Origin of the sequence: Mesorhizobium sp. M0514 (assembly GCF_040321145.1) — a bacterium.
Lineage (GTDB): Bacteria > Pseudomonadota > Alphaproteobacteria > Rhizobiales > Rhizobiaceae > Mesorhizobium.
The window spans coordinates 13,523-30,423 of record NZ_JAMYQZ010000073.1 but is presented as its reverse complement, the minus strand read 5'-3'; the positions used below and the strand labels follow the sequence as shown (position 1 = coordinate 30,423).

Below are 16,901 nucleotides of genomic sequence, written 5' to 3'. Positions count from 1 at the left end.
GGCCATGGGTCTCGGCATGGGCGTCTATGGTGCCGGCAGGAGCTATCTCTCGCTCGGCTCCGGCGTCGTCAGCGGCTGCTATTCCGGCACGGTCACCACATCGGACGCGTTTCGCACGCTGGTCTCGCCGACCGGCTCCGGCTTCATGCTGGAAACCGTGCTGCGCTCGGGCATGCAACTGGTCGACTGGATCGTGCGCACCACCGGCGCGTCTTCCGCGGCAGAACTGGAGAAGGGTGCGGTCGATGTTGCGGCCGGCGGCGACGGTCTTTTGGTCATGCCCTATTGGGCCGGCGTCATGAGCCCCTATTGGGATGGCGCGGCTCGCGGCGCCGTTGTTGGCCTGTCGCTCGACCATGAGCCCAGGCATCTCTTCCGCGCCACGCTGGAAGGCATCGCTTTGGAGCAGGCCATCGCCAGCGAGGCGATGGAGGCCGAAAGCGGCGGCAAGCCGGGAGAGATGATTTCCGCTGGCGGCGGCACCAATTCGGCGCTGCTGATGAAGATCATGGCCAGCGTGCTGGAGCGGCCGCTGTTCGTGTCGCCGGTCAACGAGGCGGCGGCCCTTGGCGCGGCCATGCTGGCGGCTTCGGCGATCGGCTGGTTCGCCTCGGCGGAAGACGCCGCCAAGGCAATGGCGGCGGCGCCGGCCAGGCGTGTCGATCCGGATATGACGCTGGTGCCGGCTTACCGGGCGCGCAAGGCGATCTACCGCGACCTCTATCACGCGACACGCGACATCCACGCGCGGCTCGGTGCGATCTGAGTTCAAGCGCAGCTTGCCTGCGTGAGGCTCCCATGCCCAACCTGCCCAGCTTGCCGATTTTGCGTCCTGCCCGGCCAATGCTAGACTCATCGGGCTCATGAAAGCAGTATTTCACCTTGCCGCCCTGCCCTGGATTGTCGCGCTTGCGGCAGCTCCGATGACGGCGCGTGCGCAGGACGAGCCGCCCTTCGAGGTCACGCTCGACATGGACAAGGACGGCAGGATGGATCGGGCCGCGATCGCGGCGGATTCCGACAGCGGGCTGGCGGATCTCTCGATCTATCTGGCTGCCGGCGAAGGAAAGCTCGATCCTTCGCGCAAGCCTGACTTTGTCAAAAAGGCGCTGACGCAGGACCGTATTCTCGGGCTCGAAAGCAAGGGTAAGGGATCGCTTGTCGTCACCTCGTGCTTCGGCTGCGGCGCCAACAAATCATGGGATACAACGCTGACCATCGTCTGGCGCGGCGGTAAATTCCTTGTCGCCGGCTACAGTCGCGACTGGGACTGGAATGTGCAGAAAGCCGACGGCTCGGTCGAGACGACGCTGGGCGGTTGCGACATCAATTTTCTCACCGGCAGAGGCGTTGCCTCAAAGGACCTAGACGACGGCAAACCGGTCGCGGGAAAATTCGTGCCGATCGCACTGGCCGACTGGTCGGACGACAATCGTCCGGAGCCCTGCGAATTCTGACCGACGCCGGACAGCGCTCAACGGTTGAGCAGGCCTTTGGCCGCATCTTCATCGGTAATGAGCACCGAAATCCTGGTGTTGGCGAGCGCCGCGCGCATGACGGCGACCTTCTCCTGACCGCCTGACACCAGGATGATGCTCGGAATATCGGACAGATCCTGCAGCGGATAGGCGCAGACGCGGCGGTTGACCTCATGGTCGACAGAGTGGCCCTCGGCGTCGATGAAATGGCACAAGAGGTCGCCGACCGCGCCGGCCGCCTGCAATTCCTCTAGTTCGCTCGGTTTGATGAAGCCGTAATTGGCGATCGGGCTGTCCTTGGAAAACGAGCCGACGCTGAGCACGGCGATGTTGGCGCGGCGCGCGCGGAAGACGACATCCTGAACGCTGCGCTGGCTCATGAAGGCATCGCGCTGTTCCGGCTTGTCGGCATAGACCGGCACCGGCAGCAGGAAACATTCAGCGCCGATCTTTTCGGCGAACTCCCAGGCGCTTTCGGTCGGGTTGAGCGGCTGCGCGTGGGTGAGGCCGCCGAGCATCGAGACAACCGTCGTCCTGGCGATCGGCCGCCTCGGCAGTTCGTTGATGGCGAATTTCAGGGTGCGACCCCAGCCCAGCGCAATGACGTCGCCGGCATTCACATTGTCGGCGAGATAGGCGGCAGCCGCGTGGCCGATCATCAGCGGCGCGTTGCTGCGATCAGCGGCTGATGGCACCACGACCGCCTGGCTGAGCCCGAAACGCTGCTTCAGGCTCTCCTCGAGCTGCACGCATTCGACGACACTGTCGCGAATGCGGAACTGCACGATGCCCTCCTCTCGCGCAGCGGAGAGAATGCGGTGCACCTTGATGCGGCCGACGCCAAGAATCTCGGAGATGCGCTCTTGCGTCAGACCTTCGACATAGTAATGCCAGGCGGCCCGGGCCTTGAGCTCGGCATCGGGGAAGCGCGAGGCCTTCTCGTTTTCGACGGTCGCCATCTTTTGCCCTCCCGCGGCAGATTTCGGAAATCTTTCCGCAAGCGCCGCCCCCTGGCCTTCCCTAGGACAAACCGCCCTGTGGCGCAAACCACCGCCGAATGGCGCAACGGCTCTTGACAATTTTCTAATGAACAGTTTAGCTGAACAAAATTGCATATCAAAGATAAATTGTTCACAGGGAGGTGCCTGGTGAACAAGAGCGGACGGCAGGCCATCGCCGTTTCGCTGACGGAGGAGACGAAGTGGCCGTGAGTAATGATGCAAGCGAGTCGAAGGCTGGCGAGTTGAAAGCCGCGCCCGGCACTCAAGGTGCGACGGCCGCGAAGCTGTCGGCGCTGTTTGCCGGAACCATGGGGCCGCTGATCGGGCTGCTGCTGCTTTGCCTGGCGCTGACGCTGACCACCGACACGTTCCTCACCGTGCGCAACATCCTCAACGTACTTGACCAGATCACGGTGCTCGGCATCATGGCAATCGGGATGACGCTGGTGATCCTGATCGGCGGCATCGATCTCTCGGTCGGCTCGGTGCTGGCGCTGGCCGCCATGGTGATGGGCTTTGTCTCCCATCCCGACTATCTCAATCTCGGCCTTGCGGCCGGCGTCGTTGCAGCACTGGTCGTCGCCGGCCTTTGCGGACTGGTGTCCGGCCTGCTGGTGACCGTTACCCGGCTGCCGCCGTTCATCGCGACGCTGGCGATGATGTCGGTGGCGCGCGGCCTTGCCAACATGATCACCGACGGCTCGCAGATCGTCGGCTTTCCCGACTGGTTCACCAGCCTGTCAATCATCCGCCATTTCGGCTTCCTGTCGGTCACAGTCGGGGTGATGATGGTGCTGGCGATCGTCTTCGCCATCTTCCTCAACTACCGCGCCACCGGCCGCAGCCTTTACGCCATCGGCGGCAGCGCCGAGGTGGCGCGGCTCTCCGGCATTCCGGTGAAGTCGCTGACCAACTGGGTCTATGCCATCTGCGGCGTGCTTGCGGGTCTTGCAGGCATTGTGCTCGCCGCGCGGCTGGATTCGGTGCAGCCGAGTTCCGGCCTGGGCTATGAACTCGACACCATCGCGGCGGTGGTGATCGGCGGCGCCAGCCTCTCGGGCGGCGTCGGTTCGATCGGCGGCACAGCGGTCGGCGTGCTCATCATCGGCGTGCTGCGCAACGGCCTCAATCTGCTCGGCGTCTCGCCCTTCATCCAGCAGGTGGTGATCGGCGTGGTGATCGCGCTGGCCGTCGCCAGCGACACCTGGCGGCGCAGGGCGCGATAGAGAGCGGGGCACAATTGAGAATTCGCCCGGAACGTCCGGGCGATAGACGGATCGGTCGATCCGAAACTGGGATGTTCCAAGGGGCGCGATGCGCTGGCGGGACAGTTTGACTATCAACGGAGGAAACACATGCTGACCAAACGTTCATTGCTGCTTGCCGCGGCCGCCATCATTCCGCTGCTCGGGCTGACCGACATGGCCTCGGCCAAGGAGGCCAAGAAGCTTGGCCTCGCCGTGGCCAATTTGCAGGCCGACTTCTTCAACCAGATCAAGCAGTCGGTCGAAGCCTACGGCAAGGAAAAGGGCATCGAGATCGTCACCGTCGACGCCAAGGGCGATTCGGCAACGCAGGTCAGCCAGGTACAGGATTTGATCACGCAGAACATCGACGCGCTGATCTACATTCCGGCCGGCGCCACAGCCGCCACCGTGCCGACCAAGACCGCCAAGGCTGCCGGCATCCCGGTCGTCAATGTCGACCGCAACGCCGACGGCGCGCCCGGCGACACCTTCATCGCCACCAACAGCGTCGCCTCGGCGCAGGCGGTGTGCGACTACATCGCCAAGCAGGCCGGCGGCAAAGGCGAACTGATCATCATCCACGGCCAGAAGGGCACCACGCCGGAAGTGGATCGCTCGAAGGGCTGCGGCGAAGCGCTCAAGGCCTATCCCGATATCAAGGTGGTCGGCGAATTGTGGAGCGAAGGCTGGCACCAGGACGAAGGCTTCAAGCTGACGCAGGACCTGCTGCAGTCGCATCCCGACGTCTCCATTGTCATCGGCCAGGCCGATGCGCTGGCGCTGGGTGCGGCGCAGGCAGTCAAGGTCGCCAATCCCGGCCACAAGGTCTGGGTCGCCGGCTTCGATGGCGACGTGGCCGCGCTCAAGGCGCTGAAGGACGGTGTGTTCGACGTCACCGCGACGCAGCAGACGCAAGGCATGGGCCGTCTCGCCGTCGATGCGGCGATCAAGCTGGTGGCCGGCGAAAGCGTTCCGGCCGAGCAGCTGCAGGATGCGACGCTGACCACCAAGGACAATGTCGAGCAGTTCATCGCCAAGCATCCGTAACGAACGGCACCGCTTAAGAGAGCACCACGATGTCTCCTGATCCTCGCCACAGCGAAAGCCCGCACAACGGGCTCTTCGTCAACGGCCTTTGCAAGAGCTACGGACCGGTCCAGGTCCTGGCCGATGCAAGCTTTGAGGTGCGGCCGGGCGAGGTCGTGGCGCTGCTCGGCGAAAACGGCGCCGGCAAGTCGACGGTGTCCAACATCATCGCCGGCTCGACCCGGCCCGACGCGGGCACCATCACCTGGCGGGGGAAGCCCTATTCCCCCGCCTCGCCCGCCGCCGCCATCGATGCCGGCGTCGGCATGATCCACCAGGAACTGAAGTTGCTGCCGGACCTGTCGGTGGCAGAGAATGTCTATGTCGGGCGCCTGCCGATGCGCGGCGGCCGCATCGACCGCGCAGCGATGAACGCCAAGGCCTCGGCGCAGTTGAAGCGGCTTGGCCTCGACGTCTCGCCCGAGCGCAAGGTGGGCACGCTGCGCATCGCCGCCCAGCAGCAGGTCGAGATCGCCAAGGCGCTGACGCTGAATGCCGAATTGCTGATCTTCGACGAACCGACCGCAGCGCTTGGCGGCGAGGAAACGGAGCTTTTGTTCCAGCAGATCCGCAAGCTCAAGGCGGAAGGCATGTCCTTCATCTATATCAGCCATCGTCTCGACGAGATCGCGCAGATTGCCGACCGCGTGGTGGTGATGCGCGACGGACGCATCGTCGCCCGCCACGAGCGCGCCGATATTCCCGTGCGCACAGTGGTGGAGCAGATGGTCGGCCGCTCGGTCGAGCGGATGTTCCCGCATCTGTCGCCGCCGCGCGAGGAGACGCTGCTCGAGGTCGACAACCTGTCTTCGCCGGAGAAAAGTTTCAACAACGTTTCCTTCTCGGTCAAAGCAGGCGAGATCCTAGGCATTGCCGGGTTGATCGGCGCCGGCCGCACCGAACTGGTGCGGGCGATCGCCGGCGCCGATCCGATCTCGTCGGGCTCGGTGCGCGTTGCCGGCAAACCGGTGCATCTCAGCGGGCCGGCGGCAGCCATCAAGGCCGGCGTCGTGCTGGTGCCGGAAGACCGCAAGGCGCAAGGCGTCGTGCTCGACCAGACCATCGGCGAGAATTTGGCGTTCGGCAATTTCGACCATGTCGCGCCGAAGGGCTGGGTGTTTCCGAAGGCGGTGCAGAAATTCGCCGAAGCCTGCATCGCAAGGCTCGGGGTCAAGGGCAAACCTGGCCAGGCGGTCAGCAAGCTTTCCGGCGGCAACCAGCAGAAGGTGATCATTGCCAAATGGGTGTCGCGGCCGCCGAAGGTGTTCATCCTCGATGAACCGACGCGCGGCATCGATGTCGGCGCGCGTGCGGCTATTTACGACGTGATCGCCGACCTCGCCCGCTCCGGCATGGCGGTGGTGGTGGTCAGCTCCGACCTCGAGGAGGTGCTGGGGCTGTCGCACCGCGTGCTGGTGCTGAGCCGCGGCCGCCAGCGCGGCATTCTCGGCCGCAGCGAGGCCAGCAATGTCGCGGTGATGGAACTCGCCACGAGCTGAGGACAGGAGTCGGAACAAAGCGCAGCAGGTGGTATCCTCCCAAGGACCGGACCGCGCGGGGCGCCAGCAAAGACTGGCGCCCCTTCATTTCAGGAGGGGGAACAACATGAAACTATTCGATCTCAGCGGCGACGTAGCGCTGGTAACAGGCGCCGGCAGCGGCATCGGGCAAGCGATCGCCATTGGATTGGCCGAAGCCGGCGCCGATGTCGTCTGTTTCGGCCACACCTCCAAGGGCGGGCTGGACGAGACGGCGCACAAGATTTCGGCACTTGGCCGCAAGGCGCTGGTGCTGACCGGCACGGTGACGTCGGAGGCCGATCTCGCGTCAGCGATCGAGCGCACCGAGAACGAACTCGGCGCGTTGACCATCGCCGTCAACAATGCCGGCATCGCCGGGGCCGAGCCGGCCGAGACGCTGCCGCTGGAGACGTGGCAGAAAATCTACGACGTCAATGTCAGCGGCGTGTTCCTGTCCTGCCAGGCCGAAGCGCGCGCCATGCTTTCACGACGCAAGGGCTCGATCATCAACATCGCCTCCATGTCGGGTTCGATCGTCAATCGCGGCCTGACCCAGGCGCATTACAATTCGTCGAAGGCGGCGGTCATCCACATGTCGAAAAGCCTCGCCATGGAATGGGCCGATCGCGGCCTGCGCGTCAATGTGGTGAGCCCAGGCTACACGCTGACGCCGATGAACAAGCGGCCGGAGGTCGCCGAACAGATCAAGATCTTCGAACGCGACACGCCCATGGGGCGCATGGCGACGCCGGAAGAGATGGTCGGCCCGACCGTGTTCCTGGCCAGCCGCGCCGCGAGTTACGTCACCGGCATCGACCTGATCGTCGATGGCGGCTTTGTCTGCTGGTAGGAGAAGAAAAGTGCAGAAGCGTTTTGAAGGCAAGACTGCTGTGATCACCGGAGCCAGCGGCGGCATCGGCGCGGCGATGGCGAAGCGCTTCGCCGCGGAAGGTGCCGCGGTCGTGGTCAGCGCCATCGATGCCCGCGTCGAAGAGGTTGCCGCCAGCCTGAAAGCCGCGGGCGCCAAGGTCGCGTCGATGCGCATGGACGTTACCAGGAAGGATGAGGTCACAGCGCTTTACGATCTCGCCGAGAAGGAATTCGGCCGTGTCGACATTTCGGTGCAGAATGCCGGCGTCATCACCATCGCCCGGATCGAGGCAATGACCGAAGCCGAGTGGGACAAGGTGATGGCCGTCAACACCAAGGGCGTGTTCCTGTGCTGCCAGGAAGCGATCGCGCGCATTCGCAAGCATGGCGATGGCGGCCGGCTGATCAACACGGCATCGGGCCAGGCGCGGCAGGGTTTCATCTACACGCCGCACTATGCGGCGTCGAAGTTCGGCGTCGTCGGCATTACCCAGAGCCTGGCCAAGGAAGTGGCCAAGGAAAAGATCACCGTCAACGCCATCTGCCCCGGCATCATCGACACGGACATGTGGGCCTATAATGACGCAGCGTGGGGCAAGCTGATGGGTGACTACAAGCCCGGCGAGCTGATGGCCGAATGGGTGAAGAACATCCCGATGGGCCGCGCCGGCAGCGGCGAGGACGTGTCCGGCCTAGTCAGCTTTCTCGCCAGCGACGACGCCACCTACATCACCGGCCAAACCATCAATGTCGATGGCGGCCTGATCATGTCGTGAAGTCCGCTCCGGCGGTTGGCAATCGACCAGTCTGAAATTCGGCGCAGCACAGGGCATCAGCCGTTGCGCCGCATGAACGTTGGTATATATAATTTCATCTCATGAAACGGCCTTGGCGGGGATGGGGCTCGCCGGCCGAGACCATGGGACCTTGATGGCTCGCACGTCTGAGAGCGCCGCTGGAGCGGCGATCGATCTGTTGACGATTGCTCACGCAGCAATCCATCCGATGCCATGACGCGGGCCCGCCCGGCATCACATAAACACCAAGTCGAGCAACCATTTCGCCTGCGCAAGTTGCGGCCGCGCCACTGGCTTGGTGCGAACGAGCTTGCGTAACGACCCGCCTTTCCAACACAATCAAGAAAAGACGCAAGAAGGGAACGATCAAGAAATTTCCACATGGTTTGACAGGAGAACAAGCATGTCATTTCGCAGTGTGATTTCGAACCTATCAATGGGAGCCTTGGCGCTTGCCACCGCAAGTGCGCTTACATCACCGGTCCACGCAGCAGCACCTGAATCCAACGACCCGATCAAGATCGCGCTGTTCGACTGGACCAGCGTCAACCTCAACGCCAAGATCCTTGGCGGTATCCTCGAAAAGCTCGGCTATACCGTCGAATATCCGACCGCCGACTACCTCTCCAGCCTGACCACCGGTCTCACCAATGGCGACCTCGATGTCGGCCTGGAGTTCTGGGACACGACGGCCGGCGAGGCGATGAAGGCTTCAGACGCCACCGGCCAGACCGAGCGGCTGGGCAAGCTCGGGCCGAAGGCCAAGGAGGAATGGTGGTTTCCCGAATATATGAAGGAGAAATGCCCCGGCCTGCCCAATTGGGAAGCGCTGAAGGACCCGAAATGCGCCGAGGCGTTCTCGACAGCGGAGACGGCGCCGAAGGGCCGCTATCTCGGCGGCCCGGTAACCTGGGAGGGTTTTGACGACGAGCGCGTCGAGGCGCTGAAGCTGCCCTTCACCGTCATCCATGCCGGCACCGACGCGGCGATGTTCGCCGAGTTGGACTCGGCCTATCAGCGCAAGGCGCCGATCATGCTGTGGATCTATTCGCCGCACTGGGCGCCGGCCAAGTACAAGGGCGAGTGGGTCGAATTCCCGGAGTATACGCCCGAGTGCTACACCGATCCGAAATGGGGCACCAACCCGGATGCCAAATATGATTGCGGCAAGCCGCATGGCGAGATCTGGAAATACTCCTGGTCCGGCATGAAGGACAAATGGCCGATCGCCTACAAGGTGACCAAGGCCTACACGATCGACACCGATGAGCTCAACAAGATGAGCGGCGAGATCGATCTTGGCGGCAAGACGCCGGAAGACGTCGCCGCCGCCTGGATCGCTGCCCACGAAGCCGACTGGAAAGCCTGGGCGCAGTGATCGCCTGACTGGAAGCCGGACCCGGCCTAGCGGCCGGGTCTTATCTCCATTTTCCAGAAGGACCATTGGATGACGGAAGCGACTGAACCGCAGGCAGTTGGCACGCCAAAGGATGCGCGGCCGATAAAGCTTGCCTGCCGCAACGTCTGGAAACTGTTCGGATCGAACGCGGCCAGCTTCATCCGCGAGCGTGACGGCAAGGCCAGCATGGCCGATGTCGCTGCCGCAGGACTGGTGGGTGCGGTGCGCGCCGTCGATCTCGAAATCCGCCAGGGCGAGATTTTCATCATTATGGGGCTGTCCGGCTCCGGCAAGTCGACGCTGGTGCGCTGCATGTCGCGGCTGGTCGAGCCGACCCACGGCAAGGTCGAATTCGAAGGCAACGATCTGCTCAAGATTTCCGATTCGGCGCTGATCGAACTGCGGCGCCATCGCATGGGCATGGTGTTCCAGAATTTCGCGCTGCTGCCGCATCTGAACGTGCTGGAGAACATTGCCTTCCCGCTGAGTATCCAGGGCCAGGACCGGCCGACGCGCGAAGCGAGAGCGCGGGAGGTGATCGATCTCGTGGGCTTACGCGGCCGCGAGCATTTCTATCCGCGCGAACTCTCCGGCGGCCAGCAGCAGCGCGTCGGCATTGCCCGCAGCCTCGCGACCAAGCCGGAGATCTGGTTCCTCGACGAGCCGTTCTCGGCGCTTGACCCATTGATCCGCCGCGAGATGCAGGACGAGCTGATGCGGCTGCAGACCATGCTGCACAAGACCATCGTTTTCATCACCCATGATTTCGACGAGGCGATCAGGCTGGCCGACCGCATCGCCATCATGAAGGACGGCGAGGTCATCCAGATCGGCACACCGGAGCAACTGGTGGTCAATCCGGCGACCGACTATGTCGCCGAATTCACCCGGGATGTCGACCGCGCCAAGGTGATTTCGGCGCGCAGCCTGATGCGTGCCCTGGATGGCTCCGAGCATGGCGGCACGGTTTCGCCCGACGCCAGGATCGCCAGCTTCTCGGCCAGCATCGTCGCTTCGGGAAAACCGTTCGCGGTGGTCAACGGCAGCGGCAAGTCGATCGGCGAGGTGACGCCGCAAGCCGTGATCGGACTGCTGGCCGGCATCGACAAGCAAAGAGCTGGCGCATGACGGTCACGGCAAGCGCCAGCGAAACGAGGCCGCCGGTTCAGCGCTGGCTGCTGATCTGGGCGCTGGCGCTGGCCGCCGTGCTGGTGGTATTCCTGCTGCAGGAGAGGCTGCCATGGGCGGTCGACTATCCGGCCGATGCGGTCGTTCCCGTCGCCGACTGGGTCAGTGCGCTGATGCGCTGGATCAAGTCGAACTTGTCCTGGCTGACCCGCTCGATCACCGCGGTGCTCGGCGTTCCCCTCGATTTCGCGCTCGACCTGCTGGCCAAGAATTTCAAGATTGGTCACGGTGCCGATGCCTATGTCCTGCCGCGCCTGTCCTGGATCGGCGTCTGCGTAGCCGCCTTCATCGCCGGGCACGCCGTGGGCGGTAGAAAACTCGGCATGCTGGTCGGCGGCTGCTTCCTCTACACCGCGCTGTTCGGCCAATGGACCAGCGCCATGCTGACACTGGCACTGATTTCCATCGCGGTGCCGTTCTGCATCGTCACCGGCCTGTTCGCCGGCATCTGGGCGTGGCGCAAGCCATGGGCCGAGCGGCTGATCATCTCCCCTGCCCTCGATTTGATGCAGACCATCCCGACCTTCGCCTATCTCATCCCGATGCTGCTCCTGTTCGGCAACAGCCCGGTCTCGGCGATGATCGCCACCGCCATCTTCGCCACGCCGCCCATGGTGCGAGCAACGATGCTGGGTCTGTCGCGGGTGCCCTCCGAGATCGACGATTTCTCAGAGATGGCCGGCTGCACGGCGCGGCAGAAATTGTGGCGCGTGCTGCTGCCGTCGGCGCGGCCGACACTGATGATCGGCGTCAACCAGGTGATCATGCTGGCGCTGAACATGGTGATCATCGCCTCGATGATCGGCGCCGGCGGCCTCGGCTATGATGTGCTGCTGGCGCTGCGTGCGCTGAAGGTCGGCGAAGCGATGGAAGCCGGGCTCGCCATTGTGGCGCTCGCAATCGCGCTCGACCGGCTGAGCCAGGCGATCGCGCATAAGCAGGCAAAAGGCCACGTTCAACGGCAGGTGAACCAGAGCGTTTGGCGGCGCTATCCCAATCTGTCGCTGGCCATCGCCATCCTGGTCGTGACGACGCTGCTCGGCCTGTTCGTACCGGCCTTCGCGGCGGTGCCGAAGGCGATCACCTTCACCACCGCGCCATTGTGGAAGGCGGCGGTGAGCTGGGTGACGATCAACTTCTTCGACGTGATCGAAGCGTTTCGCGTGGCGCTCATCCTCAATGTACTGAACCCGCTGCGCGCCTTCTGCGAAGGCTTTCCGTGGCTCGGCGCGGTGGCCCTGCTCGGCCTCGCCGGCTACCAGCTCGGTGGCCTGCGTCTCGCCGCCCTCGTCGCGGCGCTGACCGCATTCTGCGCCGTCACCGGCCTGTGGGAAAAGACCATGGCGACGGTTTATCTCTGCGGCATCTCGGCCTTCATCGCTTGCCTGATCGGCATCCCGATTGGCCTGATGGCCGCGCGCAGCGACCGCTTCGAAAAGATCGTCACGCCCATCATCGACACGCTGCAGGTGCTGCCGTCCTTCTGCTTCATCATTCCCGTGGTGATGCTGTTCCGGGTCGGCGACGTCACCGCCATGATCGCAACGGTGGCCTTCGCCGTGGTGCCGGCGATCCGCTACACCAATCACGGCATCCGGCAGGTGCCGCCGGCGCTGATCGAGGCGGCGAAGGTTTCCGGCTGCACGCCGCGCCAGACCTTCTTTCGGGTACAATTGCCACTGGCGCTTCCCGAAATCATGCTGGGCGTCAACCAGACGATCCTGATGGCGCTGGCGATGATCATCATCTGCGCCATGGTCGGCACACGCGACCTCGGCCAGGAAGTCTTCATCGCGCTGTCCAAGGCCGATTCCGGACGCGGCATTGTCGCGGGTCTCGCCATCGCTTTCATCGGCATCGTCGCAGACCGGCTGTTCAATGCCTGGACGGCGAAGGCGCGGGCAAGACTAGGATAATTGTTGAATGTCCAATCCCGGCGAACCGCCTTTTGCCGTACTCGTCTTCGACATGGCCAAGACCGGCGAGCCGGACGGGGAGCACGTAGTTTCGGGGTTTGAGACGCTGGGGGCGGCGACGGCCTATGCGATTGCGCGGGTTCGCGCCTCGGTGGAGGAATTGCGCAAGCCTGGCCTCACAGCCAACGAATTACGCCAGCTTTGGCACCTCTTTGGCGAAGACTGTTCGGTGCTGAACGCCGGAGTGCGCGGCAGCGATCTACTCGACGATTTCATTGCGACGCCGTCGATGCCGGCCGAATGCAACTGGCAAGTTCTCGCGCCAAGGCTGCGCCGCTTCCGCGCCTCGCTGCTGATCTCCAACGGCAACAACGAATCCGTCTGGGCGGGCGGCTTCTTTCGCTCGACCTACAGGCTGACGCGAGACGGCCTCCTCGAGCGCTTTGGCGACGACGCCATTGCCGCCTTCAAGGCCAAGGGGATCGAGCCGGCGGAGCCGACGAAGCTCATGGTCGCCAATTACTTCGAGCTTCCCGACCCGCCCTACCCGCCGCCAGGCGTGACGCTGCGATCCTGGAAGGTCGAGGTCGGTTTTGTCTGCCATGACGTGAAGTTCGGCGGCGACGCCGCCGGAATCTTCGCCTGGCCGCAAGAGCCCACCGACTGGGCGCTCAGAACCATGCAGTTCCTGCTGATGGCCGACATGATGGCCATGCGCGGCGATGGCCCCGACTGGGCCAACGACTGCGAGATACTAACCGCCAAGGTGACCGAGACGGAGGCGCCTCCCGACTATCCGCTGGATTGAAGTGATGATCATCACCTGCCCCGTGGCCGGCACACGCGATCTCGGCCAGGAAGTGTTGGTCGCACTGTCCAAAGTCGCGGCATTGTCGCGGGCTGGCAACAACCTGCCATCGACATCATCGCGGTCGGTCTTCGACCCCTGAGCCGCGAAAGCTCAAGCACGGCTCGGATAGACGGTTTCGCCTCTTCTGGAGTTCGCCTCTTCTGGAAATGGCAGGCCGCGCTCCAGCTCTTGACTTTGACGCATTTTCGCGCGGAAAGCTGCTTCATCCTCGACCAGCCTGAGCTTGCTGCCGAATGCCCGATCAGCGCAAACCGCCTTTTACTGTCGTCGTCTTCGACATGGCCAAAACCGGCGAGCATGTGGTTTCGGGGTTTGAGACGTTGGATGCGGCTACGTCCTACGCGATTGCTCGGGTTCGCGCCTCGGTGGAAGAGCTGCGCAAGCCTGGCATCGCAGCAGCCGAGCTCCGGCGGCACTGGCATATCCATGGTGAGGATTGCACGGTGCTGAACGCCAATGTGCGCGGCAGCGATCTGCTTGACGATTTCATCGCGACGCCGGGGACACCGGCCGAATGCGACTGGCGGGCGCTGGCGCCACGACTGCGCCGTTTCTACGCCGCTGTGAACGTCTTCAACAACGATGGCAAATCTATCCGGGTCAGCGGCTTTTTCCGCGCGACCTACCGGTTATGGCACGCTGGCCTGCTCGCACGATTTGGCGACGACGCCATCGCCTCCTTCAAAGCCAAAGGCATCACGCCGGCAGTGCCGACGAGAGTCTCGGTCGACCATCACTTCGAGCAGCCCGATCCGCCGCGCCCGCCGCTCAGCGATATCAGGCCGTTGCTGTCGTGGAAGGTCGAGATCGATTTCGGATGCACCGATGTGAGGTTCGGCGCCAAAACCGACGGCGTCTTCGCCTGGCCCGAGGAGCCGACCGGCCGGGCACTCAACGACATGACACATCTGCTGATGGCTGACAGGCTGTCTATGTACGGCACCGGCCCGGAGGGTGCCTATTATAGCGAATTGGTGTGGGTCAAGGTGACGGAGACCGATGCGGCTCCCGACTACCCTCTGAATTGAAACTGGGCCGGTGCCGGCGCATTGTTTTGCATCACGCCGACCTATTCCGCCGCCACGCCCTTCACCTGGAGATAGCTTTCCATCGAGTCGTCCAGCGCCTGCAGCCAGGGCGTATGGTGCAATGGCGCCATGGTGCCGGTCATCAACGAGCGGTAGGCGTGGTCGCGGAAGCTCATAATGTCTTCCGCCTTGTGGTGCTCCCACTCCATGAAGGTCTGGTTGACCGCCTCGACGTCGAAGCCGGGATAGTCGGTCTGGTCCATCAATTCCTTGGTGTAGTCGCCCTGGAACCAGATCATCTGCTCGGCGTCTTCCAGCGTCTCTTCGCGTGCCCGCCACTTGGCGCCGTGCTCGGCCATCGCCTGTACCGACGGCAGCTTGATACGGCCCATGATGACGTCGCGGGCGAACCAGGCCTGGGCGTCGAACATGTTGAAAGTGTAGAACTGGTCCTGCATGCCGATATAGGACAGTTTCGGGTTCTTCTCCCACACGACGCCCTCATAGAGCCCGTCCGGCCACATGCGATTGGCGGTCTTCAGTTTCAGCTCTTCCGTGAGGAACGGGAAGGAATGCAGGTAGCCGGTGCACAGGATGATGGCGTCGACGTCCTTGGTGGTGCCATCCTTGAAGTGCGCCGTCTTGCCGACGACCTTCTGCAGCAGCGGTACTTCCTTCCAGTTCTCCGGCCATTTGAACCCCATCGGTTTGGAGCGGTAGCTGGAAGTGATCGATCTGGCGCCGTATTTGTAGCACTGCGAGCCGATGTCCTCGGCAGAATAGGAGCGGCCGATGATCAGTATGTCCTTGCCCTTGAACTCCATGGCATCGCGGAAATCATGGCTGTGCAGGATACGGCCGTTGAACGTCGAAAAGCCTTCGAAATAGGGAACGTTGGGAACCGAGAAATGCCCTGAGGCAACGACGACATTGTCGAACTCCTCGGAGTAGGTGACGTCGTTCGTGCGGTCATGCGCGGTGACGGTGAATTTTCTCGTCTCGTCCGAGAAGGTCACCATGCGCACCGGACTGTTGAAGCGCACCCATTTGCGTAGGCCTGATTTCTCGACCCGGCCCTTGATGTAATCCCACAGCACCGCGCGTGGCGGGTAGGAGCCGATGGGACGGCCGAAATGCTCCTCGAATGTGTAGTCGGCGAATTCCAGGCACTCCTTCGGTCCGTTCGACCAGAGGTAGCGGTACATCGAGCCGTGGACGGGGTCGCCATGCTCGTCGAGGCCGGTGCGCCAGGTGTAGTTCCACAGGCCGCCCCAGTCGGACTGCTTTTCGAAGCAGACGATTTCGGGGATCTCGGCGCCCTTGTCGGCAGCCGACTTGAAGGCCCTGAGTTGGGCCAGACCGGATGGCCCCGCTCCAATGACGGCAATGCGCGTTTTCATGGCAGGCCTCCCGGTGTCATTCGATTTTTGGAATTGCTCTTACGAAACAAATTTCACTCACAGGACAGTAATTGCCTCTTGGATGCTGTCAACAGGCCTTGTGGAGAAACCGCGTTTCGCCCCAGCGGATTTCCGGAAACGGATGACGGCGCAAATCCGGTGCGGACACCATTCGACTTAACGGGCTTGCTGCGCGGTTGCGTTTCTGTATCGGCACCAAATATGTTCACCTGGAGTGAAATAATCATGGGATTCGGGGGCGAGATGGCGAAGACAAGTTCCGACTCCAAGACTGCTTCGACAAGGGCAAAGCCACCGGCGAAGGCATCCGTGGACGGGAAGACCATCCGCGCGCCGCTGACGCAGAACCCGCATGCCATTCGCGACACCCGCGAAAAAGTGCTGGAGGTGGCGATCGGGCGCGAGGTGCGCGCCTTCCGCAAGAAGCTCGGCATCACCGTCGCCGATCTCGCCGTCGCCACCGATATTTCGCTGGGCATGCTGTCGAAGATCGAGAACGGCATCACCTCGCCGTCGCTGACCACACTGCAGGCGCTGTCGAGGGCGCTCGGCGTTCCCGTCACCGCCTTCTTCCGCCGATTCGAGGAAGAGCGCAGCGCCGTCTTCGTCAAGGCCGGCGAAGGGCTAGATGTCGAACGCCGCGGCACCCGCGCCGGCCATCAATACAATCTGCTCGGCCATATCGGCTCCAACACCAGCGGCGTCGTCGTCGAGCCCTATCTGATTACGCTGACCGAGGATTCGGATGTGTTCCCGACCTTCCAGCATGAGGGCATGGAATTCCTCTATATGCTGGAGGGCGAGGTGGTGTACCGGCACGGCAGCAACCTCTATCCGATGAAGCCGGGCGACAGCCTGTTCTTCGACGCCGACGCGCCGCACGGGCCGGAGCAACTGACGAAACTTCCGATGCGGTATCTGTCGATCATTTGCTATCCGCAGAATAGCGCTGGGTAATCGGACCGCCGCAGCCCCCTCACCCGGATTGCCAAGGCCGAATTGCAAGAGCAATTCGGGGCAATCCGACCTCTCCCCGAGAGGAGAGGAGTCTGGCGTCAGCGCTGGCGATCTCTTCTCCG

General features: G+C 63.2%; 16 protein-coding genes. 14 read left to right on the top strand and 2 right to left on the bottom strand.

The window, feature by feature from the left end:
• The coding region (locus NKI61_RS24705) for an FGGY-family carbohydrate kinase (RefSeq protein ID WP_352841336.1) at window positions 1-766 on the top strand (766 nt) is incomplete at its 5' end.
• A gap of 97 nt (window positions 767-863) precedes the next feature.
• Entirely contained in the window at window positions 864-1,457 is a 594-nt protein-coding gene (locus NKI61_RS24700; protein WP_352841334.1) for a hypothetical protein, read from the top strand.
• 17 nt (window positions 1,458-1,474) lie between these two features.
• Here NKI61_RS24700 and NKI61_RS24695 read toward each other — a convergent pair whose 3' ends face one another.
• A complete protein-coding gene (locus NKI61_RS24695) occupies window positions 1,475-2,437 on the bottom strand; it encodes a sugar-binding transcriptional regulator (protein ID WP_023684411.1) in 963 nt (320 codons plus the stop codon).
• A 284-nt stretch (window positions 2,438-2,721) separates the two neighbouring features.
• Here NKI61_RS24695 and NKI61_RS24690 point away from each other — a divergent pair, with 284 nt between their 5' ends.
• From NKI61_RS24690 to NKI61_RS24640, 11 genes are all read left to right on the top strand, one after another.
• Entirely contained in the window at window positions 2,722-3,705 is a 984-nt protein-coding gene (locus NKI61_RS24690; protein WP_050588086.1) for an ABC transporter permease, read from the top strand.
• Between the two features lie 129 nt (window positions 3,706-3,834).
• The gene (locus tag NKI61_RS24685; protein WP_023684414.1) at window positions 3,835-4,773 is read left to right on the top strand and encodes a sugar ABC transporter substrate-binding protein; all 939 of its coding nucleotides are present in this window, start codon (window positions 3,835-3,837) and stop codon (window positions 4,771-4,773) included.
• A gap of 29 nt (window positions 4,774-4,802) precedes the next feature.
• The gene (locus NKI61_RS24680; RefSeq protein WP_027050086.1) at window positions 4,803-6,311 is read left to right on the top strand and encodes a sugar ABC transporter ATP-binding protein; all 1,509 of its coding nucleotides are present in this window, start codon (window positions 4,803-4,805) and stop codon (window positions 6,309-6,311) included.
• Between the two features lie 106 nt (window positions 6,312-6,417).
• The gene (locus NKI61_RS24675) at window positions 6,418-7,182 is read left to right on the top strand and encodes an SDR family oxidoreductase (protein WP_023754060.1); all 765 of its coding nucleotides are present in this window, start codon (window positions 6,418-6,420) and stop codon (window positions 7,180-7,182) included.
• A complete protein-coding gene (locus tag NKI61_RS24670) occupies window positions 7,160-7,978 on the top strand; it encodes a glucose 1-dehydrogenase (protein WP_502899916.1) in 819 nt (272 codons plus the stop codon). Before NKI61_RS24675 ends, NKI61_RS24670 begins: the two co-directional genes overlap by 23 nt.
• 424 nt (window positions 7,979-8,402) lie before the next feature.
• Complete coding sequence (locus tag NKI61_RS24665) at window positions 8,403-9,377, top strand: ABC transporter substrate-binding protein (RefSeq protein ID WP_031193440.1); 975 nt, start codon at window positions 8,403-8,405, stop codon at window positions 9,375-9,377.
• A 69-nt stretch (window positions 9,378-9,446) separates the two neighbouring features.
• Window positions 9,447-10,526: a quaternary amine ABC transporter ATP-binding protein gene (locus tag NKI61_RS24660; protein WP_352841328.1), complete on the top strand. Its 1,080-nt coding sequence runs from the start codon at window positions 9,447-9,449 to the stop codon at window positions 10,524-10,526.
• The gene (locus tag NKI61_RS24655) at window positions 10,523-12,502 is read left to right on the top strand and encodes an ABC transporter permease (protein ID WP_352841326.1); all 1,980 of its coding nucleotides are present in this window, start codon (window positions 10,523-10,525) and stop codon (window positions 12,500-12,502) included. The genes NKI61_RS24660 and NKI61_RS24655 overlap by 4 nt, the downstream gene beginning before the upstream one ends.
• 7 nt (window positions 12,503-12,509) lie before the next feature.
• Window positions 12,510-13,310 (top strand): hypothetical protein, encoded by an 801-nt coding sequence (locus tag NKI61_RS24650; RefSeq protein WP_352841324.1) that lies wholly within the window; start codon window positions 12,510-12,512, stop codon window positions 13,308-13,310.
• Window positions 13,311-13,314: 4 nt separating this feature from the next.
• On the top strand, window positions 13,315-13,452 hold the full coding sequence (locus NKI61_RS24645) for a hypothetical protein (protein ID WP_023726364.1): 138 nt from the start codon (window positions 13,315-13,317) through the stop codon (window positions 13,450-13,452).
• 154 nt (window positions 13,453-13,606) lie between these two features.
• A complete protein-coding gene (locus NKI61_RS24640) occupies window positions 13,607-14,401 on the top strand; it encodes a hypothetical protein (RefSeq protein ID WP_023754056.1) in 795 nt (264 codons plus the stop codon).
• Window positions 14,402-14,442: 41 nt separating this feature from the next.
• On the opposite strand, the gene NKI61_RS24635 is transcribed toward NKI61_RS24640, so the two are convergent.
• On the bottom strand, window positions 14,443-15,801 hold the full coding sequence (locus NKI61_RS24635; protein WP_352841322.1) for a trimethylamine monooxygenase: 1,359 nt from the start codon (window positions 15,799-15,801) through the stop codon (window positions 14,443-14,445).
• A 264-nt stretch (window positions 15,802-16,065) separates the two neighbouring features.
• Here NKI61_RS24635 and NKI61_RS24630 point away from each other — a divergent pair, with 264 nt between their 5' ends.
• Window positions 16,066-16,779, top strand: a complete 714-nt coding sequence (locus tag NKI61_RS24630) for a helix-turn-helix domain-containing protein (protein WP_023692149.1) — start codon at window positions 16,066-16,068, stop codon at window positions 16,777-16,779.
• Window positions 16,780-16,901 lie beyond the last annotated feature (122 nt).

What these genes read in the sequence shown, in the direction of transcription:
- NKI61_RS24645 (WP_023726364.1), top strand. Translation starts at nt 13,315, where the DNA reads ATGATCATCACCTGCCCCGTGGCCGGCACACGCGATCTCGGCCAGGAA.
- NKI61_RS24655 (WP_352841326.1), top strand. Translation starts at nt 10,523, where the DNA reads ATGACGGTCACGGCAAGCGCCAGCGAAACGAGGCCGCCGGTTCAGCGC.
- NKI61_RS24665 (WP_031193440.1), top strand. Translation starts at nt 8,403, where the DNA reads ATGTCATTTCGCAGTGTGATTTCGAACCTATCAATGGGAGCCTTGGCG.
- NKI61_RS24635 (WP_352841322.1), bottom strand. Translation starts at nt 15,801, where the DNA reads ATGAAAACGCGCATTGCCGTCATTGGAGCGGGGCCATCCGGTCTGGCC.
- NKI61_RS24630 (WP_023692149.1), top strand. Translation starts at nt 16,066, where the DNA reads ATGGCGAAGACAAGTTCCGACTCCAAGACTGCTTCGACAAGGGCAAAG.
- NKI61_RS24670 (WP_502899916.1), top strand. Translation starts at nt 7,160, where the DNA reads ATGGCGGCTTTGTCTGCTGGTAGGAGAAGAAAAGTGCAGAAGCGTTTT.
- NKI61_RS24695 (WP_023684411.1), bottom strand. Translation starts at nt 2,437, where the DNA reads ATGGCGACCGTCGAAAACGAGAAGGCCTCGCGCTTCCCCGATGCCGAG.
- NKI61_RS24660 (WP_352841328.1), top strand. Translation starts at nt 9,447, where the DNA reads ATGACGGAAGCGACTGAACCGCAGGCAGTTGGCACGCCAAAGGATGCG.
- NKI61_RS24675 (WP_023754060.1), top strand. Translation starts at nt 6,418, where the DNA reads ATGAAACTATTCGATCTCAGCGGCGACGTAGCGCTGGTAACAGGCGCC.
- NKI61_RS24700 (WP_352841334.1), top strand. Translation starts at nt 864, where the DNA reads ATGAAAGCAGTATTTCACCTTGCCGCCCTGCCCTGGATTGTCGCGCTT.
- NKI61_RS24650 (WP_352841324.1), top strand. Translation starts at nt 12,510, where the DNA reads ATGTCCAATCCCGGCGAACCGCCTTTTGCCGTACTCGTCTTCGACATG.
- NKI61_RS24680 (WP_027050086.1), top strand. Translation starts at nt 4,803, where the DNA reads ATGTCTCCTGATCCTCGCCACAGCGAAAGCCCGCACAACGGGCTCTTC.
- NKI61_RS24640 (WP_023754056.1), top strand. Translation starts at nt 13,607, where the DNA reads ATGCCCGATCAGCGCAAACCGCCTTTTACTGTCGTCGTCTTCGACATG.
- NKI61_RS24685 (WP_023684414.1), top strand. Translation starts at nt 3,835, where the DNA reads ATGCTGACCAAACGTTCATTGCTGCTTGCCGCGGCCGCCATCATTCCG.